Genomic DNA, 23,731 nt, shown 5'->3' on the forward strand with positions numbered 1-23,731 from the left:
GTTACAGTCTCCAGACAACCCAAAACAGCCCCTTGCGACAAGGCATAACGCCACTTCTGCATGGCTTAATTCCACGGGATAAACTTGAATTCCAATTTCTCCATCCATCCAAACAATTTCAGTTCTCTGATGCTGTTTGGATTGAGCCTAGTCAATTATGCATTGCTGTATTGGGCCAATATTTTACTGGCACGTCATTTGCCGATTGATGCGTTTGACGATTACAGCGTCGCGACTTCCGTAGTCGCATTGCTTTCTACTCTCGCAACTTTAGGACTCGAAAAATATGCCTTGCGTCAGATTGCGTTGTGTATTGAACGCGAAAATTGGCCCAGGCTGCGCGGTTTTTGGAAATTTTCACAGCGCACCATCCTGTTGTTCAGCATATTGTTAGTCGGCTTACTCAGCGTGGGACTAGAAGCCCTACTAGTCTGGAAGAATACCGATCTTCATATTGCCATTGTTATTTATGCCGGTTTTCTACCGGTAATTGCGTTGTGCATGTTTTTAATTGAAGTCATCACGGTATTCGGCGCGCAGATTCTTTCGCTGGTTTTGTATCGTTTTTTTCTGCCTGCGATGTTTTTACTTCTATTGCTCAGCTTGGACGATTTGCGAATCGAGCTTACAGCTATTTCGGCAGTACTATGTTTTGGCGCTGCCTGGTGCCTGACACTATTATTGATGACCGTTACAGCGAGGGCCGCCAGCCCAAGAGGCCTGCATCGAATTAAAGCTGATATGAAACGCCGAAGTCGGTGGCTAAAAAAATCCCTGCCTTTAATGATGAGCAGTCTGATGATGACCATGCTAACCAGTGGCGGGACGATTATTCTGGAAATTCTCCATCCGTCCGAAGCGGTGGTTGGCATTTACGCAATCGCCATGCAAACCAATGCGCTTATTTCGCTAATCGGCACCTCCACCAACCGTTATTATCTGCCAATGCTGGTGGTTCTACTCGAGCGCCGTGATCAAGCCGGCATCAAAAACTTACAAGCAAAACGCATGCGCTTAATTGCCGCCTTTATCCTGGTTTTTTTGAGCATTATCGGTTTCTGGGGCAAGGAAATACTCGATCTTTTTGGCGCTAATTTTGCGGGAGGTTACCTGGCTTTAGGGATTAGCTCGATTGGCGCGGCATTTTGCACACTGTTTTCAGATTCGCCTTACTATTTGCAATTCATGGGGCGAAATCGATTGGTGGTTGGTTTGATCACGCTGGCAGCTGCCAGCATGATCTTCCTGAGTTTTATTTTGGGTTTTTTTTACGGGGCCAGCGGTGTAGCAATTGCTTACACATTGCCAACTATATTGTTGTTTTCCCTGCTTAAATGGTTAGCATACCGGCACATGCAAGTACTCTTCGCCATCAATGCTCGACCGTGACCGCTCCCCGCACCAATTTAAAACAGGCTACTGTACCTATCATTTCGTTAGCGGTTAGCAAGTAATGCTCGCCGTTATTTTCGAAATGGGCGACACCTTCAGGCGAACGGCTTTCTTCTCCGGGAATCTTGCCCAGAGCAATTGCCATGGGGTGCTTTGGGTCGGCTAACGAAATTAACACCAGAGCATCAGCCCGCTCCATCCCCACCACCGCCCAGGGCTGACCCTCCATTTCAAAAGTCACCACCCCTTCCGGTTCTGCACCTTTCTTGTTACTACGTCGATCAGGATAAACTCCATGTGCAAAAGTGATTTCATCGAGCTGATTACCAGTATCGGCCACGAAATCGCCGGTCTTGGCGTCGAACACGCTGACGGTTCGACCGCCGCTTTGTAACGGTTCTTCACCATCCTGAGCCTCGGTATCGGTATCGCCTTCATCAGCAGTCACGAAATAACGACCATCCGGTGTCAAGGCAATCCCATCCGGTTCGCGCAAAGCCATCATGGACTGATTAAATTCGACCCAGCCATTAGCCTTGCGGTCCGCGCCGTGTTCGGCAATCCCCATATTGAAATAGCCTAAAACCTTGGCGTTAAAGACATCCACTTCGGCAACCTCATTGGTTTCCTGTAAGGTCACATAAGCTCTCGATGCGTCGGGCGACAGTGCAATATATTCAGGCTCCAATAAAGTCTTGGAGTCGCTATCCACGGGAATCCGAATTCTGGCTTCACCTTTGGTTTCATTGGCGTAAACGTCTTGGTTTTCGAAGCGGCCGACTTTGACTTTTTTATTTTCAATTACACCATTACCGTCGAAATCAGTTTTTTTGCTTATCTTGCCATCCCCGTCCCAGTCGATTTCCCGCTCCAAAAAATGGCCCTTTTCCGCGACGACAAAGCCTTCCCGGTGTGTGACATCCGCCAGCTCGATGTTGGCGTTAGCCTTCACTTTCCCGTTTTGATCCAAATGGACGATAGAAATACTACCCTCGGCGGAAAAAAACTCACCGGTTGATTTATCGAAAGAAAACTCCTCGCCTTCGTTGGCAACTAGCGCGACTGAGCCGTCCTGGGAGAACACCACCGCATCCGGTCCGAAACCAACTTCCACGCGGTCCACTAGCGCGCCACTGCTGGCGGAACGAAATTCCAGGCGACCTCGGTTATTGCCGGCATCGATAACAGCCGCGAATACATCGAGCGACGGATGAAACGCTACCGAGGTAAATTCCTCTCCTTTTCGCAACCCCAGACTAAAGCGGCTGACGCGCGTGATTTTTCCTGGCTGGCTAATATCTAAAACATCAGCTTCGCCAGTGCTGAAATTACTTAAAACGGCTCGCATTGACTTTTGTTGCACGCTTATGATTTCGGTACCCTTGTCAGTGCCTGAGTAATAAAGGCAGTGTGGCTGCAATTGCCACTGGCTGGATAACGGCTTTGCTGTTTGCTGACCAGCACAGCCCGACAGTAACCAAATCCAAAATAAGTAATAGTGTTTTTTCAAGAAAGCCCCCAAAATCGATCAACTTCAGATTGTTAATCTTAACGCAAACATTAAAGACAAAAAAAGCCGCGCCCGTTTCCACGTGCGCGGCTTTAGCCCGATAGGTAAATCAGCTTGTTAGAACGCTAATTGACCGCGCAACATGAACGTATCAATGTTCGGCTCATTGCGATCCCTGGTAATTACTGGAGAGTTATTCATATCCAGTGTTTTGTTGTAATCTGCCATGAACCGGATGTTGTTATTGATGTACCAGTTGAGAGCTACGGTCAGTAAAGACATTTGTCCGCCGCGGACATTGCCACTATTCAAATCCGCTTCCGAATATCTAGCGGCAACTTCCCACGCTCCCCAAGTACCGTTTTTCAAACTGAAGTTTTTGTTAGGTTCAACTTTATAAAACTTACCTTTTTTATATTTACGTGACTCGCCGGTAATCGTATAAGAGGCTTCGGTATACCAGCCGTTGAACTCGTTGTCGGCTTGCCCGCCTTCACGATCCAACCACATTTGAGTGTATTCGCCGCCTAGGGAGAAAGGGCCGTATAGTGCGTTTGCTTCCAAACCCACCATCTGAATGGCATTCACATTTGTGATATTTCCTGTATCGATCAAATGTAAGTTAGACATATGGGAGGTTTCTGAACGCAATCTCAAACTACTTGCTGGATTTAAAACTCCATTACTCGCATTCGGATCGCGGTAGTTACCAGCAATACCCAAATGAATCAACTTGGTTTTTTCGTTGAGCGGAGCCCAGGTCCAGCGGGTATTGATTGCCCAACCTTCGTCTGCGTTATTGTTTTGGGTATTTGCGGTAATGGTTTCGCCGTAAATACCCACTTGGCCGGTCCAATCCTTATGAAAGCTACCGACATTCAAACCGATCGCCCGGTCCACGGTCGGCTCATTAAGTGCGTTCATCAATGAACGCTCCATGAACATCATGTCGTTAGAGCTCTCTTGCAACTCGCGGCTGAAGGCTTGTTTTTGTTGACCGGCGACAATCTCGAAATCTTTTAGACCCGTGTATTCAATAAACAAATCTTTGGTCCTGACGTTGTCGTCCGCAAAATCCCACTGACTTTTGAAATCCCAATCCTTATAGAAAGTTCCTAACATCTCGATACGCGCTCGGCGAATCTCAGTGCCATCGTTAGCCTCGACGTGCGCGTTGTTTTCCACCAAGTTGTCGTCACCGCTCGAGTAAGAAGCGTCCGCGTGAATCCGGCCACCCAATCTAAATTGGAAATCTTTGTTAGCGGATTCAAATTCTACACCCTTGCTGCCCATCTTAACCTTAACCTCTTCGGCCACTTTCATGTGCTCGTCCAACGATTTTAGCTCATTGTCTTTCAACGCCAAATCTTGCTTAATTTGGGCAATTTCGGCCTTAGTGGCTTGAGCGTCAGCTTTTTGAGCCGCTGTGTCTTCTACTTTTTCAAAAGAACCCAACTTAACGCGCCCCGGACCCGGCTCGGCAAAAATCTGCTTGGTTTTGGAATCAACATACAAATCCAGCGCCATCGCCTCGGCGCAGATACCCGAGCCAATAATGGCGGCCACTGCCAGGCTCAGCTTAGAAAGTCTCATCAAATTTCTCCAATAATTATATAAATCAATGCGTTAACTCAATGATCACGATGACCAAAAAGCTTGAGCGCATTGTATGGAGGCAATATGACAACTTTATGACAAAACGAATTTAGTTGGCCTATCCGTTGTTTTTTTGCGACAAAAACCGCATTCGATACAAGTCGTTAGCGTATCGGCAACTTGATGATGGGATAGTCGAGCTCGGCCCCTGTCACCTTTAAGCAACAGATATTCCGATAATGATAAGAACCCAAGCGGGCTTAGCAGGCTGTTGAAATTTGCCGATATACCTTCGGTTTCGACGCCATTTTTCGAAGCGCCGGGCGGTCTGGAAGCCTGATTAGGCCTTAAAAACCGGTTTTGGCCGGTTATATTCGCCCCGAAGGGGGTTAAATTCCGCCTTTTGGCGGATTTCAGGCGCACGTCCGCCTAGGCAGTGCTGTAACGCCAACCGAAAATGGCGCCCATTCGCGTCAGGTTATAGGCGGCAAAGGTAAAAAACGTTTGTGCGGCGACTTTCTTCAAGCCTCGGAACTTGGTTTGCCGTAGCGGACCGACGGTCTTGGCCCAGCCGAAGACTTCTTCGATCCGCTTGCGGGTTTTGAGGCTTTTGCGGTAACCGTCGTGCCTCGTGGTACGGCCGTCAATGGCCGAGCCTTTGTCCTTGCTGGCAACATGCGGGGTGACTTTGCGTCCGCGTAGCTTGCCCACGAAATCCGCTGTATCGTAGTTTTTGTCGGCGCCCAAGGTTGCGCCTGGTTTGCTGATCGTGCGCTTGACCATGGTTTCGGCCGCCTCACGCTCCGCAGTGCCGGTGGCCAGGGTAACTTCGACGTCGACGACCAAACCATTGCGATTCTCCATCAAGGCATGACCGAGGAAAGCCAACTGCGATTTGTCCCCTTCGCTCTTTTTGTACAGCCGGGCATCGGGATCGGTGGTCGAGGCATGGGTTTCGTTGCTGCGTTTCTCGCCTTTGAAATTGACCGTGGGATTGCGACCGCCGTCTTCCGGTGGCGGGGTCGAGCCGTCCTTTTTGACGAAACTCTTGTGCGAAGCCCAGGCCTGAATCAGCGTACCGTCCACGGAGAAATGTTCGTCGGAGAGTAGCTTTTTCCACTCCGCCAAGGCCAGTACCCGTTCGAAAAACAAACGGCTGATGCGCTCGTTCAGCAAGCGGTCGCGGTTGGCGCTGAAGGTGGAGTGATCCCATACGGCGTCGTCCATGGTCAAGCCGACGAACCAGCGGTACAGCAGGTTGAAATCGATAGCTCCACCAACTGCCGCTCCGAGCGAATGGAGAACAGCACTTGCAGCAGACTGGCGCGGAGCAGGCGCTCCGGCGGAATAGAATCCCGGCCGCGACGGGCGTAAAGCGTATCGAACTCGTCGTTCAACGTGGCGAGCAACAGATCGACCACTTTGCGCAGTTGGCGTAGCGGATGCTTTTTCGGAATCCGTTCTTCCAGGGTTCGGTAACTGAATAGTTCTTCTTGGGTGATGTCTGCGCCGCGCATGAGAGCAATGCAATATATTGGAGATGGTACTATTTTATCATGCAGAACAATGTCTTATGAATTACTCTCGCATCTGGTTCAACCAATCAATGCGGCTTGCGGGAGCGATAAAATCAACAGCCTGTTAGACAGTGGGATAGAACAATTTAAAAATGACTTCGAATTCGTCGCTGATTTTATCGAGGATGAAACTGATTTGTTCGGGCGTCAGATTCAAAGCATTGACAGCGTGGGCATCGTAGGGATTTTCGATTCGACTCAAGCAGTTCGCCAACCTGACCATGGCGGCCAAATCGGCGTAAGGCCCGATCAAATCAGGAAAGCAATGCAAGCGAATACTTTCCACAATAACGTCGGGTAACATCCATTGTTTGCACAACTCGGCGCCGGCTTGAAAATGGTCGAAGCCGATCACGTTCTGCTCTACCGTGACCTCTTCGTCCACCGCGAGCGGGGTTTGCGATTGCAGTAATAAGTCGACTTCCCGGGCCAATACCGGAATCCGCCGATAAAACACCAATTGTCCGATGTTGTGGACCAAACCGCACAGAAATGCGGTGTCGGCATAGTGCTTGCCGAAATGAATATCCAATTCGCGTGCAATCAACGCGCAACGCAAATTTCTGGCCCAAAAATCGTGAATGGAGAAATGTTGTCCGGGTAAATCGGAAAAACGTTCGACAATCAAGGTACCCAGCACCAGATTCTGCAACTCACGGGTACCAATCATGGTGATGGCTTTGGTAATCGAACTGATTTGGGACGGAAAACCATAAAAAGCACTATTCACTATCTTCAGTAGCTTTACCGCCAATGCCGCATCGGCTTCGATCACCACAGCCGCGTCTTTCGCAGTCTTATTCGGGTCTTCGACTATTTTTTTCAACAAAAAATAGGCATTCGGCGGCGAGGCGAGTTGCAAATCACCTCTCAGCAAATCGGCAACAGTTAATGTGGACGGTGAGTAAGCTATCATCAATAATTCTAAAAAATTAAATTTACACCTATACTGAAAACCAATAGCATAGAAATAGCATTAAAGGCTGCGCTTAAACCTAGACCAATTATATGAAAATACAAGCTTATTAAATGCTGCCCTCCTCCTGACCTTATGCCGACTGCTCCCGATTTTATGCCAATACCTGGATGGTATTAGATGATTGCCAATGACGCGCTCAAAGAAAAACTGATTGTCGTTGCGGAGCATAATGAAGTCTCCGCTCAAAAAATCGTTTCCACATTGAAAACGAAGGGTTTTACCGATATTCGTGTAGCTGAAAATGGCGAACAAATTTACGAGATATTAAAGCCTTACGCCGATCAACCCGACAGGATCGGTCTGATCGTGCTGAACGCAAGGCTGCCGCTTTGCCAAGCTCGGGAAATGTGCCAGAGTTTATCCAGCGCCAATTCGGTATCGGTCATTCCGGTAGTAATTCTGAACGACGACAGCTTTGCCTGTGAGCTCGACAGTTGTCAACCGCAACAGGACAATTGTCTAACTTACAAAATCAACACCCCCGTCAATACCCAGGAATTGATACTGGCAGTAAAATTTTTGCTGAGCCTGAAACAGGAACGCCAACTGCGCCACCGTCAGGAAGAACAATTGATCAATGAATTGGCCGCCAAAAACGTTATTGATGCCAAACTCAAGTTTCTGGTTGCCCACGACGAATTAACCGGCTTATTCAATCGCAGCAGTTTCGAACGTCAGCTGAGATTGGTATTAAATCACAGCAATAAAACGCAAAAAGACGGGTCTCTATTATTCATTGATGTGGACCGCTTCAGCCTGATTAACGAACTGGAAGGCTTTGAAGTAGGTGATCGTTTACTGGTCGAAATGGCCATTCTGGTCCGAAAGCTATTACCAGCCGGCAGTTTATTCGCCCGTATCGGCGCCGACGAGTTTTGTTTATTCCTGGAAAACAAAACCAAAAAGCAAGCACAGATTCTCGCGGAAACCATCAAAACCACCGTGGACAATTTTCGGTTCTTCACCGGCGAAGTGTCTTACAGCGCCTCGGTTTCCATCGGCATTGCCGCGCTGGACAATACCGTTTCCGCGTTTCATCCGGGCGAAATGATTTTACATGCCCGCCAAGCCTGCAACTTTGCAAAAAGCACCGGCAGAGACAAAATCTGCGTCTACAACAGCGATGATCTCATCGTCAAGGAAAGACGCCGCGACATTTACTGGGTGCCGCTTATTCGCAAGGCCTTGCGGGATAACCAGCTATTTCTGGTGTTCCAGCCGGTGGTACAGCTGTCTGATGGCAATGTTTCGCACTATGAAGTGTTATTGCGCATGCGCGGCGAAGGCAATGAAGTCATCACGCCGGATCAGTTTATTCCGGTAGCCGAAAGAACCGGCTTGATTCACGCGATAGACCTGTGGGTCGTTGAAAATGCCATCGACTTTCTGGCGGCACTGCCCACTTACATGTCTTATATTTCCCTGGCTGTGAACCTTTCAAGTACCGCGTTTCAGTATCCGGATTTACTATCCACTATTAAGGATAAACTGGAAATGACCTGGATAGACGCCAACCGTTTGACCTTCGAAATCACCGAAACAGCCGCCGTGGACAATTTTGAAAAAACCCGGCACATGATTAACAAAATCAGAGCCTTAGGCTGCAAATTCGCGCTAGACGATTTCGGCGCTGGCTTTTGTTCGTTCAACTATCTCAAAACCTTTCCGGTCGATTACGTGAAAATCGACGGTCAATTCATCAGAAACCTGCTCGACAACGAAACCGATCAAATACTTGTCAAATCCATGGTGGAAATTGCCTCAAAACTCGGCAAGAAAACCATCGCCGAATTCGTCGAATCGGCAGGTACGGCGGTAAAGCTGAAGGAAATCGGCGTAAACTTCGGCCAGGGCTACGCATTCGGCAAACCCGAGCAGAATCTACTGGATGGTCAGAAGGTTTCGCTTAACCTTTTGCTGGGCAGCAATCAGGTGGCCAGTCCAATCAGTTGAAACGGATTAAACGTAATTCGCGAACTTTTTAGCAATTGGGGTATTAGTTTACCGACTTGATTAGCTCTGGTATATTCGCTCGCGGTGTTTAAAACGTGTCATCACATTGTTCTGAATCTTAATAAATAAAACAAACAAAAGGGGAAGGGTTATGGCTGAATTGCTTTTTATAGCGACAACTATTTTTGTAGCTTACGTAGTATTTGTGGTCATGGGTGGCAAAAAGGAAAAACCGGAAACTAGTAAACCCGAGCCCGCCAAGCCGGAAGCGACTAAACCGGCCATCCAAACCGAACTGACACCGCCTCCTCCCGCAGCTGTAAAAACCGCCGAAAAACCCGCTCCAGCCAAAGCCGCCACACCCAAACCCGCCGCACCCAAAGCCAGTAAATCCGCCCCGGCCAAAAAAGCCGCCGCCCCTGCGCCAGCAGCGCCAGTCGATAGTCTGAAAAATCCAAAAACAGGTGAAGTCGCCAAAATCCCAGCGAGTTATGCCTTTGCCAAACGTTGGATCAAAGACGCGCTGGTAGAAGAAGGCCTGTTGGACAAAGTGTATAAAAACAACGAACTAGACGATGCCGCAAACGCCAAAATTCAAGCCGCGCTGCAACAATTGAAAGGCATGAGTAAGTATCAATAAGCATGCCTGTGGATATTTAGGCGAGTAGCACGCCCCTACTCGCTTACAGTTATTTTCTGTTATTCAAGACCCAACTTTTTCAAACGATACCGCAGCGAACGGAAGCTTAGACCCAAGTATTTAGCGGTAGCGGTTTTGTTCCAACGATTTTCCTCCAGCGCCGCACTCAAGGCTTTTTTCTCTATGTCTTCGAGATAGGCTTCCAGCGACATTTTCTCGGCGTCGAAATCTTCGACCGCAGCCAATTCCATCCCCAACGGCAAGTTCAGATCGTCGGCTTCAATCACGCCGCCATCGTGCAAGGCCAGCGCCCGCTCCAATATATTTTCCAGCTCCCGAACATTGCCGGGAAAATAGTAGTGCTTTAACGCATTTAGCGCAGAGTCGCTGAGTTTGGGCAAATCCATACCGTTGGCATTAGCCAGGCCCGCCAATAAGTGCTCGGTAAGCTGAGGAATATCGGCGGACCGGGCGCGCAGGGGTGGCAAACTCAGCTCGATGACATTGATCCGGTAGTACAAATCCTGCCTAAAACTGCCTTCTTGGACCATCTTGGTCAAATCCTTGTGGGTTGCACTCAATAAGCGCACATCGACAGGCACTTCCCGCTGTTCGCCGACCGGGCGGACTTTTTTCTCCTGAATCGCCCGCAACAATTTAACTTGCAAGGGCAAAGGCAAATCAGCCACTTCATCCAAAAACAAGGTACCGCCATCGGCCGCCTGAAACAAGCCTTGCTTGTCGGCTACCGCGCCGGTGAAACTGCCTTTTTTATGCCCGAAGAATTCGCTTTCCATCAATTCAGGCGGAATCGCTCCGCAGTTAATCGCAATAAACGGTTTCTCGCCGCGCGGGCTTTGCTGGTGTATCAATCTGGCCACCAACTCCTTGCCCGAACCGGACTCTCCGCTGATATAAACCGGCGCCTGGTTGCGCGCCACCTTGTCGATCTTCGAGCGAATAGCGCACATTAATGCAGACTCACCCAACAAGATGTCGCGGGTACGTCGCTCCTTGTCGGAAACCCTAGTTAGCGAGGCTTGCAGCGCATGACTGACCAGCTGCCGCAATATCCCCAAATCGACCGGCTTGGACAGGAAGTCAAAAGCTCCCTTTTTCATGGCTTTGATCGCAATATCCATGCTGCCATGCGCAGTAATCACCGCCACCGGCAACTGCAAACCGGCTAATTGAATGTGCTCGACCAAATCCAGCCCATCGCCGTCCGGCAGCTTCATATCGGTAAGACACAAATCAAACACCTCAACGGCCAGTAGCTGTTTGGCCTCGGCCAAATTGGCCGCGCAACGGGTTTGAATGTGCATGCGGTTCAGGGTTATTTCGAGTAATTCTCGGATGTCGGGTTCGTCGTCGACAACCAGGGTGACAGGCATATTCATATTTCAATGACGGCGTGATCGGCATTAGCCAGCAACAAAGTGAAACAAGGTTTTCCGGAATGGGCGGCGTAACTTAACTCCGCTTGATTCAGTTCGGCCAATTCCCTGGAAATATACAACCCTAACCCGGTACCTTGGTGGGAAGTGGTAAAAAACGGTTCGAACAAATGCTGCCGGTGCTCTGCGGCAATTCCGGCGCCATTATCGATAATTTTAATGCACGGCGCCTCCTGCATCTGCGACACTTCAAGCACGATGGCCCCTAGCTCAGGCTTACCGTATTGCAAAGCATTGGCGCAGAGATTGTCGAGAATTTGCTTCAAGTGGCCACTATCAATACAGGCATTCAAGCCTTGCGCTTTAAAAATCAATTTAAAACACTCCGCCCGCTCGCCCAGATTCAATTTCTGCTCGTCAAGGTAGGCCGGCAACCACTGGTCCAAAGCGATTTTTTGTTTTTGCGACGGGTTGCGCCGAGACAACTTGAGAATGTCCTCGATTATGCTGTTTACCCGCTGACAATGGTGCTGGATGATTTCCGTCAAACGCAGCTCTTGCAGATCCAAATCCGGTGCTTCGGATAGCAATTGTCCGGCATGACTAATGGCGCTGAGCGGATTGCGAATTTCATGGGCAATACTGGCGGTCAACCGGCCCAGAGACGCCAGCTTGCTCTGTTGTAGGCGTTGGTTATACAAGGCAATGTCCTCGAAAATCAGCATGTACAACGCTTCGTCATCCATACTTAATTCGGAAAATCGCACTTGCACTTCGTTGCGATTGGCTAATTGGATAATGGCAAAATCCTGATCCCGATTGGCGCGCCACAACTCGAAAGCTTGCCTCAGTTCCGGCGCCACCTCGGCCAGTTCCTCCGGATGCAAGACCAAACCCAGCAAACGCAACGCCGATTGATTGGACAGTTGAGTCACCTGCCGCTCATCGACGATCATGATGCCCGATTGCAAATGCTGGATGATATAGCGGTTAAGACTCTCCAGCCTGGCGATAGTATGCTCGTGCCGTCTGGCCAACACCGCTGATTGTTCGGCACGCTGTGCCAGGATTACCGATAAAAACGCTATCGAAAAAAAAGCCACTCCCAGCATGCCGGCATAAGTCAAGGTAGTATTTTCGAAGGCATGCGTTTCTATCGCATACACCTCTTCAGCAAGAATTGCCAGACTAGCCAAAGCCGCAAACAACATCGCGCAGCGCCCACCAATCAGCAAACCACCCGCCGCTATCGAGATAGCCAGCAAGATGCCAATGCCGCTGCCAATCCCACCGCTGGCGTGCATCAGCAAGGTAATGAAGACTATATCGGTAAAAATAAATAACTGTGCCAGACTGGCATAAGCCCAACGCGGTCTAAATGCGACCGGCGCGGCAATCAGCGAAATCCCCAGATAGGCAACACTGGTGAACTGGTACAATGATGCGTCGTAGGAACCCAATAACGACGGCCCAAAGCGCAAATAAAACAGCATTACAAACAGGCAGGCGGTAACAAACCGATAGAGGGCGAAAATCTTCAACATCAACCATGCTTGCCGAACGGGAATGCCGTACCCCTTGGAAAAAGGGCAGGGATAAATAGTATCGACCGATGAAGAAAGCATTGCCCGAGTTTTTATGCAGAGTTAGTTAGAATGTTTGTCAGTTCAATCATAGCACCAACTTGAGACGCGATTTAAGCCATCCATGGAGCACTAAATGAATATTCACGAATACCAGGCGAAACAACTCTTTAAAGCGTTTTCGATCCCCGCGCCACAAGGCGCCGTGGCGACCACAGCCGAACAAGCGCAGCAAGCCGCACAGTCCTTAAGCAGCTCTGCCTGGGTGGTAAAGGCGCAAATTCATGCCGGCGCCAGAGGTAAAGCCGGCGGCGTGAAAGTTGCCCGGACCTTGGAGGAAGTAAAGGATTACAGCGCGGCAATGCTGGGCACACGTTTAGTAACGCATCAAACCGATGCTGCGGGTCTGCCGGTCAATAGCGTTTGGGTGGAAGAAGCTTCGGCAATCAATCAAGAATATTATTTGAGCCTGTTGCTGGACCGGGAAAGCGAACGACTGATATTTATTGCCTCGGCCTCAGGCGGCATGGACATCGAAGCGGTGGCTGCTGAAACACCTGAAAAAATAGTCAAGGTGCCGGTGCACCCCGCAGCGGGTTTACAACCTTATCAATGCCGCCAAATAGCCGCTGCACTAGGCTTGGGCAAGGAACAGCAAAGCCAGCTGCAAACCATTATAAGCGGCCTGTATCAACTGTTTTTGGCCAAGGATGCCAGCCAAATCGAAATCAACCCGCTGATCCAAACCGATGACGGCAAACTGGTGGCACTGGACGGCAAGATCAATTTCGACGACAACGCCATCGCCTTACATCCTGACATAGCCGCGATGCGCGATGCCTCGCAAGAAGACGCTAAGGAAGCGGAAGCCAAACAGTTCGATCTTAACTACATCACGCTGGACGGCAATATCGGCTGCATGGTCAATGGCGCCGGCCTGGCCATGGCGACGATGGACATGGTGAAGTTGAAAGGCGGTGCGCCGGCCAATTTTCTGGATGTGGGCGGCGGCACCAATAAAGACAAAGTCAAAGCCGCGTTTAAATTGATTTTGTCCGACGGCACCACCAAAGCAGTGCTGGTGAATATTTTCGGCGGCATCGTCAAATGCGATGTAATCGCCGCCGGCATCCTGGCGGCCGTCGAGGAAATGCACTTAACAATCCCGGTCGTGGTGCGCCTGGAAGGGACTAACGTCGAACAGGGCAAAGCCATGCTGAGCCAATCGGGACTGGGCTTGGTAGCTGCGGATAATTTAAATCATGCTGCCGAATTGGCGGTAAAACTGGCGCAAGAGGTAGCTTAATGTCTATTTTGATCGACAAACAGACTAAAGTCATTTGCCAAGGCTTCACCGGCAAACAGGGTACATTTCACTCCGAACAAGCGCTCGCTTACGGCACGCAATTAGTTGGCGGCGTCACTCCGGGACGCGGCGGCTCCAAGCATCTGGATTTACCGGTATTCGACACCGTCGAACAAGCCGTTAAAACCACCGGCGCCACGGCAACGATGATCTACGTACCGCCGTTTTTTGCCGCCGACGCGATTTTGGAAGCGGTCGACGCCGGCATCGAGCTGATCGTCTGCATCACAGAAGGCATCCCGGTGCTGCAAATGTTAAAGGTCAAAGCCGCAATGCAAGGCACGAGTTCATTACTGGTCGGCCCCAACTGCCCTGGCGTGATCACGCCGGGGCAGTGCAAGATCGGCATCATGCCCGGCCATATTCATCTACCCGGCAAAATCGGCATTGTTTCCCGTTCCGGCACCCTGACCTACGAAGCCGTGCATCAAACCACCCGCGAAGGCTTGGGGCAAAGCACCTGCGTCGGCATCGGCGGCGACCCGATCCACGGCATGAACTTTATCGACGTTCTGAGCCGCTTCCAAGATGACCCGGACACTCACGGCATCGTCATGGTCGGCGAAATCGGCGGCAGCGACGAGGAACAGGCTGCGGACTTTATCAAAGCCCACGTTACCAAACCTGTGGTCGGCTACATCGCCGGCCAAACCGCACCGCCAGGTAAACGCATGGGCCATGCGGGTGCGATTGTCACCGGCGGCGCGGGTACTGCGGCGGGTAAGATTGCGGCGATGCAAGCGGCCGGCGTGAGTATGGTCAGCTCGCCTTCGGATATAGGCGTCGCGATGCGGGATTGTTTTTCCAAAACATAATGTCGATAAAAATAGCGCTAGCCCAACTGAACTTAACAGTTGCCGACATTCAAACCAACACCGGCAAAATTCTGGCCGCCGCTGAACAAGCCAAACAGCGGCAGGCCGATTTGGTGGTGTTTCCGGAGCTATGTGTCACCGGTTACCCACCTGAAGACCTACTGTTTCGACCGGATTTTATTCATCAGGCGCAACAAGCGGTTGCCGAAATTGCCAAGAAGATTGCCGGCATCACGCTTGTGATCGGTTACCCGATGCAACAGGATGGCCGGCTATATAACACGGCCATGGCATTACGCGACGGCGAAACCCTTGCCGTTTACCGTAAACAGGCCTTACCCAACTATGGCGTATTCGATGAACAGCGTTACTTCAGCGCCGGCGACCAAACCTGTCTGTTTACGGTTAAAGACAGCCAGTTGGCGCTGACGATTTGCGAAGACATCTGGCAGCCAGGCATCATTGCCAAAAACCGCGCTGCCGGGGCAGACATTATCCTGACCCTGAACGCCTCGCCGTTTCATGCCGGTAAGATGCAGCAGCGCGAGGACATCATCTGTTCGCAAATTAAAGCCGAGCAGATACCGTTGGTTTATGTCAATCAAATCGGCGGCCAGGACGAGTTAGTGTTCGACGGTGCTTCGTTTGTCGCTGATCGTAACGGCGACGTTGTATTTCGTGCGGCCGAATTTGCCGAGCAACTCAGCATAGTTGAGTTTATCAACCATGAGCCGCAAATATCCACCATCGCCGACTTGTATCAACCCGTGGTCAGCGAATACAAAGCGCTGGTCTTGGGTATTCAAGACTACGTGCGCAAAAACGGCTTTCAAGGCGCGATTCTGGGTTTGTCCGGCGGTATCGACTCCGCACTGGTATTGGCGTTGGCGGTGGATGCGCTGGGCGCCGATCATGTCGAAGCCGTGTTGATGCCATCGCGCTATACCCAAGACATGAGCAACCAGGACGCGATCCTGGAAGCCGAAGCGCTGGGTGTCAAATATCACGTGCTGCCCATCGAACCGGCGGTAACTGCCTTCAACGGCATGCTGGCCCCGCTGTTTACCGGCAGCCAAAAAGACACCACCGAAGAAAACATCCAAGCCCGCTGCCGTGGCGTGTTACTGATGGCTATTTCCAATAAACAAGGCAAACTGCTGCTGACAACTGGCAACAAAAGCGAAATGAGTGTGGGTTATGCCACGCTGTACGGCGATATGGCCGGCGGCTTTGCGCCTTTAAAAGACGTATCCAAATTACTGGTCTACCAACTCGCCGAATACCGCAACACCTTGTCGCCGGTCATTCCGCAACGGGTCATCACCCGCGCACCGTCTGCGGAATTGGCGCCGGACCAAAAAGACGAAGATTCGCTGCCACCTTATTCTGTGTTGGATCCTATACTTACTTTGTATGTGGAACAGGACAAATCCGCCGCCGAAATCGTGGCACAAGGCTTCGCGGTTGCCGATGTGCACAGAGCGATTTCACTGGTGGATAGAAACGAATACAAACGCCGGCAATCGCCGCCCGGCATTCGCATCACGCCCAGAGCGTTTGGCCGTGACCGCCGCTACCCTATTTCATCCGCTTATCGCGGCACGGCCGCGCTTAATCAACCAGCGCCCGACAACGTTAAGGAGTAAATCATGTCAAAAATGCGTACCCTGTTACTTACCACCGGCCTGCTGCTGACTGCACAGACCGGTATGGCCCGCGAAATTAATATTCCGGTGCCCATGGAGTACGGTTTAATCAAAAGTGTGCTGGTCAGCGAACTCTACGACGGCCCGAATGAATCGGTAAGAGCCTGGAAAGACGGCAAGCAATGCAGCTTTTTGGATCTGGACCACCCGCAAATCAGCGGCGAGCAAGGTCAGGTCAAAATCCAGAACAATGTACAAGCCCGCGTGGGTACCGCGCTGGGCGGCAAATGCATGACCTTGATCGAATGGTCCGGCATTTTGCAAACCCTGCAACAGCCGACATTGGACGCCTCCGGCAATGTGCTGAGCTTCCCGGTCACCCAACTGAATGCGTTTGATCGCAACGGCCAACCATTGAACATTGCCCAATTGCAATCGCTGATCAAAAAAGCCGCCGAGCCCAAACTGGCCGCCCTGAAAATCGACTTAAACCAATCCCGCCCGGACATTACGAAAACCCTGCTCCCCTTCATCGCCGCCGACGATAGCGAGGAGTTGCACGACACCATCAACAGCCTGCGCTTCAATCAGGTCAAAGCCGATGAGAAAGGTATTTTAATCAACGTGGGCTACACCGCTACCAACCAAAATGCCGGCGGCTTAAAAGCGGCCCCGGTATTGAACGAAGCGGAATTGAACCAATGGCGCAAGCTCTGGCAAGGTTGGCAGATGTCTTTGGAAAAGAATATTGAGAAAGCCCCTATCGCCACCAACGCTGACGCCAGCCGGGCAAGCTTGCGCGATGTCCTGCAAAAAGCCGGCGTCGCCTTTGAACAAGGTCTGACGGCGGAATATGTGGCGGAAAACGATCCTGTGCGTAAGTTCTTCAACAGTTCCTGGGACGTGCTAGCCCCGCTACTACGTGACGCTTCAACCCAGTTACCGGGTAATAGCAGCCTGCGCTATGTGACGTTGATTGCCGCGACGGACTTGATGTACGAGTTGGAATCGATAGGCTCGCCACTTGGGCTGGAAGTATCCTCCAACGGCTTGCGGAAGCTGGCCCGTTCGCTGATCGCCCACGAAAATCCCAAAGGCAAGACCAAAACCAAACGCAAAGGTTAAATCAAGCGGGCTTGCCCCATATAAAAACAGGGATACCGGCCACAAGACCGGTATCCCTGTTTTTTTAGGTATAGCCGAATCTAAACTGCGCCCGCCGAGTATGGCCCTAAAGGGTCGGCGCCCAAAGTACCCACCAAAGACTGCAAATATTCCGGCGAGGCCAGTTCCACCAGTTTCTGTTGCGCCTGCCTATGCCGTTCGACCAACTTCAGCTCGTCGATCAAAGTCTGGTGACTGCTTTCGTGCAAGAACCTGCCCAAATAATCGACATGCCGTTGCCATAACGCGATGTCGCGCTGCTGCTTGATCCGCAGCCGTTCCTGATACCAATCCGAAGCCAACAAGTAATCGCGGGTAAACATCGCCCGTATCTCCGGATGATGCGCATCCTTACCCTGATAATGACCATCGGCCATAATATGCAGCAAAGCATACAGCGGCGGACAGGCATCTTCTATGCTGCCGTCATCAAGATATTGCTGGGCCACGCGCTGCTGGGTTTCGACGATATTATTGATGCCGTCGACAAACACCTCCAGATCCTGGCGCTCGGGCTGCAAAATCTCGTCGGTAAAAACCGCATACGGGTTATCGAAGATCTTACCCATCAAGCCGTGCACGAAATGACTGGTGATGCGATAACCCAAACGGCTGGCCAAGACAATTTGGCCCTTGTGTTCAAAATCGGTTAACGGTTCCAGATAGCCATGTTCCAACAAAAATGCCGGGTGGCGCTCTTCGCGCGACAGCCGCGCCCAAATCTCCGGAATCAACAAACTAATATCGTGATCGACGCGGGTATCCGGACCGATAAAACCAGCCGAACTGGAAAAACCGGGATAGCCGGTCAAAATGAACGAGACCAGGGCATTGTTCAAATCGGCGGTACCGCGCAAGGCATTGAACGGCCCTTTAGTCAGCGCCCCCTCACTACCCGCTCCGGTAGTAGACGGCGACTTGCCGGTCAAGGAACAGACAAAATCCATGAACAGTTCCGGCAACTCTTGATAATGAATCGGATTGTAAACCGCCAGCGCGCGGATGCCCGGTTCGGGCGGATTGTTGCGGCGACCGGTCAATACCGCGTCCACCGGATGACAGAGCGGTTGATTGAGCGGAATCTTGCGATGTAAACGCGCACCGATTTCCGCCACGTATTTCCGTAAGGGTTTCACCACGTCCACGCGAGTTTCCAGGTAGCGCGGATTTTTCGACGGTTTGCCGTTCACCAAACGCGGATGCGCGGAACACACCACATAGCCTTTCCCGTCCTGGTAAGCATCGCTCAATAGCTTTTGCATGGGCGCGGTGAATTTGGAAAAAGTCATCACATCTTCGACCACCGCCGATAACTGCTCGTGATCCAAAGGCTCGAAATTGGCCATGAAGTTACCCGGCCCGGACATGTTCAGCTCGGTTTGTTTGTCGTAACCAGGAATAATCGCATCGTCCGGACGTTGAAACAGCCGGTATTCGCAGTTGCTGACCAGCTTCAGACTCGTTTCGTAGCCATCGTCCGGCAGCCATGCGCGTACCGCAGCGGTCGGCACCACCACCGAGGCACTGATGTCGTCTTCCATCTGCACTTTCTCGCAAGCGATATAGTCTTGCCGCACTTTGAAAGTGCGCCAGCCGCCGTCTAGGTCAAAACCTACCCGTAAATAAGTGGCGACGATCTTGCGCTGGTTCAGTTTCAACTCGTGACCGGGCGCGCCGTCGATAATATCCACCGACAAATTGTCGCGCCAATTGTTGCCCCATTCCGGCCGGTAAAAGCGCTTGATCAAAAACACCAAAGCCAGAATGCTGGGCGGAATGGACCGCAGCCAATCGTTAAATTCCGGCACATGGTTGGGAGAAGGCGTCAATAACTTGATCACGGAACCCAGACTGCGCTCCGAACTGAGCACGGTCCGGCTAGGCCCGCGATCATCGCGCTCGAAGCCCGGCAAGAAGCGGCCGGTATAGTCTTTATCGAAAATCGCCTGCACCCGATCCAGATCGTGCTGTAGATCGTCCACGAACAACGGGCCGTAGATTGCCGCGTCCTCTATGGATTTGGAAATTTCCGATTTGCCGCCGCCGGACACCGTACAGGGCTTATGACAAAACGTGCCTTCCGCGACGGTGCCGATCAAGCGCCAGGACGGCGCACCGGGATGCTTGCACATCTCGATTTTATAACCGTTGGGCTGCACGTAAATTTTGCCCGGTTGCAAGCGAATGCTATGGCTTTGGCCGTTTCTGATCCAGGTAATTTTCTGCGTCGCCAGACTCATCCGCAAATCCTGCGGCACATAAATAATCTCCGGAAAATGCCTGTCCACCGCATAACCTTCCGGATGCACATCCATAATCGCGCCGTAGTGATAGGTCATCTCGTCGAAATCGTAGCCCGGCTCGCGGGTCAGACTGCCAATGCCAAATTCATCACCGTGATTGACACGACGAAATGCCAACGCGCCGCCGGCATGCTCCTCTTCTGCCAAACCGAACAAATTGGCGGCATAGCTGATCTGGGTTTTGACTTCCTTTTTGCAATAACCGTAATAGTTATCGGCCAGCAAAGTAACGATCACGCCGCTGCGATCACGCGCAGTTAATTTAAACGCCTGACCGTCGTTATACAGTTCTTCGGGATCTTGCCAGCACATGCCATCGGCGCGCTGGCGTTCGGTGGCCTCGTCCCAATGCGGGAGCCCCAACTGTTTTTTAGTGAGCTTGGTTAAATGCGGGGCCAGAATCACGCAACCGCTGTGGCCGGACCAATGTTCGACATCCAGGGCCGCATCGCATTCCGGCAAGGCAGGATTGCCGCCGTTGCCGAAGATGCTCTCAACAAAATCCAGATTGCTGACCAGATTGCCCGGCGCAAAAAAGCGGATTTCCATGGATTTTTCGGCTGCAACACCCGGGATTTCCGGACAGACTACCGGCCGCATCAATAATGATGCAAACATGCGTGCCGGCTTGGGTTGGTGGGCGGTAAACGGTAGGACCATCAAATCATCAGGCGGATTTAACGCCTCACCCAGCATCAAAGCAAACGTCAGCTTGGGGACCTGCTTCTTGTCGCCGGGCACCGGCAATCCACCCTCGGCCACATGAAACGAGCCTTGTGTGGTCCGCCGGTCGCTGGCCGGGTTATGCAAAATGCCTTGTTTGACTCGGAAGCTGGAGACGATTTCGGAACGAAATTCATCCTCGCCCAAAGGCAACGATAATTCACGCGCCACGCCGTGCTTATCCAACTCGAAAGTCATCGTCGGCAAGCTGGGGATTTTGGCAAAGCCCAGATCCGCGCAATAGCGCTCCAGGAAATCTTGAATCCGTCTATCGGCGGGATAAAGGGAGGAACTGGCCAACAAGCGGCTTTTTTCCAGATAGCTATTCAGCAAGTCCTGGGCGGTATCCATAAACTGCGCCGACTCGGTATCGATACACGTCGGCTGCCCGCATGAAGCCAGTTTCAGATTGATATAAAGATGCAACTGTTGCTTAACAGCTTGCTCGTCTTGCCCCACCGACCCCAGACCCAGCGCCCTTAGCTTATCCATAATCCTCCCCCTTTTAGTTTTAGAAAACGATGCTTCCATGATATAGCAAACTTGGGGGTTTGGGTCAGTAGCAATCCAAGCAGAGCGCCCTCGACCCAGAGCGATTGCGCTCAACCAAGCGGGTGCTAAGCGCTGCAGAGGCCCGGCTGACTAGTGAAAATCATCCTGTCGGCAATAGTGTCAATTTTTCTCGGCTTCGGCCTCGCCAAGATTGTTTAAAAACCACATGGCCGCGATTTGCTGGTGTAAATGGTCGAACTTCGCTTGCAAGCCGTCCAGCACTTGATGCAATTGCTCCGGGGTAGTCTGCTTAATCTCAATGGCGAGTACCTGCTGTTCCAATTGTTCCAGCTGTGGGAATAGTTCGACAGCATGCGGCAAGCGTTTGATGCAATGCGTAATCTCCTCAATGCAATGCAGCACGGCCCTGGGAAAATCCGGGTTTTTTAACAGATAGTTCAAAACATCCTCACCTCTAATTCGGTTACGCACATGCTTGCGATACATCAAGACCGCACTCAACGACTTCAAAACGTTGATCCACAGGATGGTCTCGTACTCGCGCATTTTGGTGCTGCGATTCTCCGCCAACAGCACGGTACCGAAATCCATGATCCGGCTGGTCATGTCAGCGCGTTCCAGGTTGCGGCCAATACAAATAAACCGGGCACTGTCGCTGCGGCTCATAGACCCGGCCATAAAGCCGGTAAAGCGCTGGCACCCAGCCATGATTTCCTGCAAAAACAGCGCCCGCCCCCGCCGATTGGACAAGCTATCCAGATTGTTATTAGCGTACAGATACATTTCGTTGACCTGCTGCCAGGCCTCATCGGGCATCAGCTCGCGGCTGGTACGGATATTCTCGCGAGCAAACGACAACGACGCCAATAAGGAGCCGGGATTGCTCATATCGGCTAATAAAAACCGGGTGGTGTTCTGCTCGCTGGGATTTTTAAAGCGTTGATAAAACGCCTCTTCGACGCCGCAAATATTTAATAAATTGCGCCAGCCTAATTCCACACCATACGGCAAGTCGTAGATCAAATGCATCGTGGCGCTGATCAGGCGGGCGGTGTTTTCGGTTCGCTCCAGGTAACGGGCCATCCAGTACAAACGTTCGGCGGATCGCGATAACATCTTATTGCTCCCTGTTGATAATCCAAGTGTCTTTACTGCCGCCGCCCTGCGATGAATTCACCACCAGCGAACCGGCCCTGAGCGCCACCCGCGTCAGACCGCCGGCAGTAACGAAACTATTTCCACCTTGCAGGATAAAAGGCCGTAAATCGATGTGCCGCGGCTCCAGTTTGTCGTTGCATAAGGTCGGGCAGGTGGATAAGGCCAAGGTCGGCTGGGCAATGTAATTGCGCGGGTTATCCTGAATCAGTTTATGAAACTGCTTGATTTCTTTTTGCGTCGCATGCGGTCCGACCAACATGCCATAGCCGCCGGATTCGTTCGCCGGCTTGACCACCAATTCCGGCAAATGCGCCAGCACATAGGCGCACTGCTCCGGGTCGCTGCACAGATACGTAGGCACGTTGGGCAGAATCGGCTCTTCGTTTAAATAATAACGAATCATCTCCGGCACATAGGCATAGACCACCTTGTCGTCGGCCACGCCGGCACCGGGCGCATTGGCCAGGGCCACATTTCCGGCCTTCCAGGCCCGCATCAGGCCTTTTACACCCAGCACCGAATCCTTATGAAACACCTCAGGGTCGAGAAACAAGTCGTCGATGCGCCGATAAATCACATCGACTTTTTCCAGACCTTTAATGGTACGCATATAGACGCAATCGTCGTCCTTGACCAACAAATCGCCGCCTTCCACCAGTTCCGCACCCATCTGCTGCGCCAGGAACGCGTGTTCGAAATAGGCCGAGTTGTAAATGCCAGGGGTCAGTACCGCGATTTGCGGCGTGTCGTCGGCATCCGGCGCCAACGAGGCCAGCATTTCGAACAACTGCGTCGGGTAATCGTCCACCGGCAGGATATTCAGATTTTCCAGCAACTCCGGAAATATCCGCTTGGTAATGACCCGATTTTCGATCATGTACGAGACGCCGGACGGTACGCGCAGATTGTCTTCCAAGACATACAGCTTGCCGTCGCCGGCTCGCACCAAGTCACTGCCGCAGATATTGGCCCAACTGCCGAATTTGGGCTGCATGCCTAAACATTCCTTGCGAAAATTGCTGGAACTGTTGATCAAATCAGCTGGAACCAAGCCGTCCTTGATAATCTGCTGCTGGTTATAGACATCATTGATAAAGCAATTCAAGGCTTTCAGACGCTGTTTCAGGCCGGTTTCCACCATTTGCCATTCCTGAAAATCGATCAGGCGCGGAATGATGTCGAAAGGCCAAGCCCGGTCGATATTGCCCTCGTCGCTGTAGACGGTAAAGGTGATGCCCATCTCCATGATGGCCGCTTCCGCCGCCGACAGCCGGCCTTTAATGGCGTCCATGCCCAAAGATTGTAAGTATTGACTCAAACTGGCGCAGGCATCGCGTGGCTTGCCGCCTGCGGCTATCATCTCGTCGTAAGCCTTATCGGCGCTGTAATCCGCCCAAATTGTTGGTGTAATCATGC

The 23,731-nt window shown here is 51.6% G+C and carries 15 protein-coding genes and 1 pseudogene; 7 read left to right on the forward strand and 9 right to left on the reverse strand.

The window, feature by feature from the left end; genetic code table 11:
- Positions 1-84 precede the first annotated feature (84 nt).
- Positions 85-1,389 (forward strand): lipopolysaccharide biosynthesis protein, encoded by a 1,305-nt coding sequence (locus ACWAU0_RS03420; protein ID WP_458138309.1) that lies wholly within the window; start codon positions 85-87, stop codon positions 1,387-1,389.
- Here the strand turns inward: ACWAU0_RS03420 and ACWAU0_RS03425 are convergent.
- The 4 genes and pseudogenes from ACWAU0_RS03425 to ACWAU0_RS03440 form a co-directional block, all read right to left on the reverse strand.
- Positions 1,373-2,740, reverse strand: coding sequence for a choice-of-anchor I domain-containing protein (locus ACWAU0_RS03425; RefSeq protein ID WP_503428540.1), 1,368 nt, complete (start codon positions 2,738-2,740; stop codon positions 1,373-1,375). The genes ACWAU0_RS03420 and ACWAU0_RS03425 overlap by 17 nt on opposite strands.
- Positions 2,741-3,019: 279 nt before the next feature.
- Positions 3,020-4,495: an OprO/OprP family phosphate-selective porin gene (locus ACWAU0_RS03430; RefSeq protein ID WP_458138310.1), complete on the reverse strand. Its 1,476-nt coding sequence runs from the start codon at positions 4,493-4,495 to the stop codon at positions 3,020-3,022.
- Positions 4,496-4,927: 432 nt separating this feature from the next.
- A pseudogene (locus tag ACWAU0_RS03435) lies at positions 4,928-6,015 on the reverse strand (IS5 family transposase).
- Between the two features lie 124 nt (positions 6,016-6,139).
- Positions 6,140-6,991 (reverse strand): HDOD domain-containing protein, encoded by an 852-nt coding sequence (locus ACWAU0_RS03440; protein WP_458138311.1) that lies wholly within the window; start codon positions 6,989-6,991, stop codon positions 6,140-6,142.
- Positions 6,992-7,171: 180 nt separating this feature from the next.
- Here ACWAU0_RS03440 and ACWAU0_RS03445 point away from each other — a divergent pair, with 180 nt between their 5' ends.
- A complete protein-coding gene (locus tag ACWAU0_RS03445) occupies positions 7,172-9,007 on the forward strand; it encodes a GGDEF and EAL domain-containing protein (protein ID WP_033156100.1) in 1,836 nt (611 codons plus the stop codon).
- 151 nt (positions 9,008-9,158) lie between these two features.
- Positions 9,159-9,647: a hypothetical protein gene (locus ACWAU0_RS03450; protein ID WP_101052092.1), complete on the forward strand. Its 489-nt coding sequence runs from the start codon at positions 9,159-9,161 to the stop codon at positions 9,645-9,647.
- A gap of 59 nt (positions 9,648-9,706) precedes the next feature.
- Here ACWAU0_RS03450 and ACWAU0_RS03455 read toward each other — a convergent pair whose 3' ends face one another.
- Positions 9,707-11,047 carry a sigma-54-dependent transcriptional regulator gene (locus ACWAU0_RS03455; protein WP_458138312.1) on the reverse strand — a complete coding sequence of 447 codons (1,341 nt, stop codon included), beginning with the start codon at positions 11,045-11,047 and terminating at the stop codon, positions 9,707-9,709.
- Positions 11,044-12,669, reverse strand: a complete 1,626-nt coding sequence (locus ACWAU0_RS03460; RefSeq protein ID WP_458138313.1) for a sensor histidine kinase — start codon at positions 12,667-12,669, stop codon at positions 11,044-11,046. The genes ACWAU0_RS03455 and ACWAU0_RS03460 overlap by 4 nt, the downstream gene beginning before the upstream one ends.
- 94 nt (positions 12,670-12,763) lie before the next feature.
- On the opposite strand from ACWAU0_RS03460, the gene sucC reads away from it, so the two are divergent.
- Genes sucC through ACWAU0_RS03480 form a run of 4 tightly spaced genes read left to right on the forward strand, consistent with a single transcriptional unit; the run spans position 12,764 to position 17,579 of the window.
- Positions 12,764-13,933, forward strand: a complete 1,170-nt coding sequence (sucC, locus tag ACWAU0_RS03465) for an ADP-forming succinate--CoA ligase subunit beta (RefSeq protein ID WP_458138314.1) — start codon at positions 12,764-12,766, stop codon at positions 13,931-13,933.
- Positions 13,933-14,808, forward strand: a complete 876-nt coding sequence (gene sucD / locus ACWAU0_RS03470) for a succinate--CoA ligase subunit alpha (RefSeq protein ID WP_458138315.1) — start codon at positions 13,933-13,935, stop codon at positions 14,806-14,808. Before sucC ends, sucD begins: the two co-directional genes overlap by 1 nt.
- On the forward strand, positions 14,808-16,454 hold the full coding sequence (locus ACWAU0_RS03475; RefSeq protein ID WP_458138316.1) for an NAD+ synthase: 1,647 nt from the start codon (positions 14,808-14,810) through the stop codon (positions 16,452-16,454). The genes sucD and ACWAU0_RS03475 overlap by 1 nt, the downstream gene beginning before the upstream one ends.
- A 3-nt stretch (positions 16,455-16,457) precedes the next feature.
- Positions 16,458-17,579 carry a hypothetical protein gene (locus tag ACWAU0_RS03480; RefSeq protein ID WP_033156093.1) on the forward strand — a complete coding sequence of 374 codons (1,122 nt, stop codon included), beginning with the start codon at positions 16,458-16,460 and terminating at the stop codon, positions 17,577-17,579.
- Positions 17,580-17,659: 80 nt separating this feature from the next.
- Here the strand turns inward: ACWAU0_RS03480 and ACWAU0_RS03485 are convergent, their stop codons facing one another.
- From ACWAU0_RS03485 to ACWAU0_RS03495, 3 genes are all read right to left on the reverse strand, one after another.
- Positions 17,660-21,136, reverse strand: coding sequence for a PPi-type phosphoenolpyruvate carboxykinase family protein (locus ACWAU0_RS03485; protein ID WP_458138317.1), 3,477 nt, complete (start codon positions 21,134-21,136; stop codon positions 17,660-17,662).
- 180 nt (positions 21,137-21,316) lie between these two features.
- Positions 21,317-22,273, reverse strand: coding sequence for an alpha-E domain-containing protein (locus ACWAU0_RS03490; protein ID WP_205453333.1), 957 nt, complete (start codon positions 22,271-22,273; stop codon positions 21,317-21,319).
- Between the two features lies 1 nt (position 22,274).
- Positions 22,275-23,729, reverse strand: coding sequence for a circularly permuted type 2 ATP-grasp protein (locus tag ACWAU0_RS03495; protein ID WP_458138318.1), 1,455 nt, complete (start codon positions 23,727-23,729; stop codon positions 22,275-22,277).
- Positions 23,730-23,731: the final 2 nt, after the last annotated feature.

The organism is Methylomonas sp. Uni0009 (assembly GCF_054188105.3).

Bases quoted from the DNA above. Each gene is read 5' to 3' on its own strand.
- ACWAU0_RS03430 (WP_458138310.1), bottom strand. From the start codon at position 4,495: ATGAGACTTTCTAAGCTGAGCCTGGCAGTGGCCGCCATTATTGGCTCG.
- ACWAU0_RS03460 (WP_458138313.1), bottom strand. From the start codon at position 12,669: ATGCTTTCTTCATCGGTCGATACTATTTATCCCTGCCCTTTTTCCAAG.
- ACWAU0_RS03485 (WP_458138317.1), bottom strand. From the start codon at position 21,136: ATGGATAAGCTAAGGGCGCTGGGTCTGGGGTCGGTGGGGCAAGACGAG.
- sucC (WP_458138314.1), top strand. From the start codon at position 12,764: ATGAATATTCACGAATACCAGGCGAAACAACTCTTTAAAGCGTTTTCG.
- ACWAU0_RS03445 (WP_033156100.1), top strand. From the start codon at position 7,172: ATGATTGCCAATGACGCGCTCAAAGAAAAACTGATTGTCGTTGCGGAG.
- ACWAU0_RS03440 (WP_458138311.1), bottom strand. From the start codon at position 6,991: ATGATAGCTTACTCACCGTCCACATTAACTGTTGCCGATTTGCTGAGA.
- sucD (WP_458138315.1), top strand. From the start codon at position 13,933: ATGTCTATTTTGATCGACAAACAGACTAAAGTCATTTGCCAAGGCTTC.
- ACWAU0_RS03450 (WP_101052092.1), top strand. From the start codon at position 9,159: ATGGCTGAATTGCTTTTTATAGCGACAACTATTTTTGTAGCTTACGTA.
- ACWAU0_RS03475 (WP_458138316.1), top strand. From the start codon at position 14,808: ATGTCGATAAAAATAGCGCTAGCCCAACTGAACTTAACAGTTGCCGAC.
- ACWAU0_RS03455 (WP_458138312.1), bottom strand. From the start codon at position 11,047: ATGAATATGCCTGTCACCCTGGTTGTCGACGACGAACCCGACATCCGA.
- ACWAU0_RS03495 (WP_458138318.1), bottom strand. From the start codon at position 23,729: ATGATTACACCAACAATTTGGGCGGATTACAGCGCCGATAAGGCTTAC.
- ACWAU0_RS03425 (WP_503428540.1), bottom strand. From the start codon at position 2,740: ATGCGAGCCGTTTTAAGTAATTTCAGCACTGGCGAAGCTGATGTTTTA.
- ACWAU0_RS03490 (WP_205453333.1), bottom strand. From the start codon at position 22,273: ATGTTATCGCGATCCGCCGAACGTTTGTACTGGATGGCCCGTTACCTG.
- ACWAU0_RS03480 (WP_033156093.1), top strand. From the start codon at position 16,458: ATGTCAAAAATGCGTACCCTGTTACTTACCACCGGCCTGCTGCTGACT.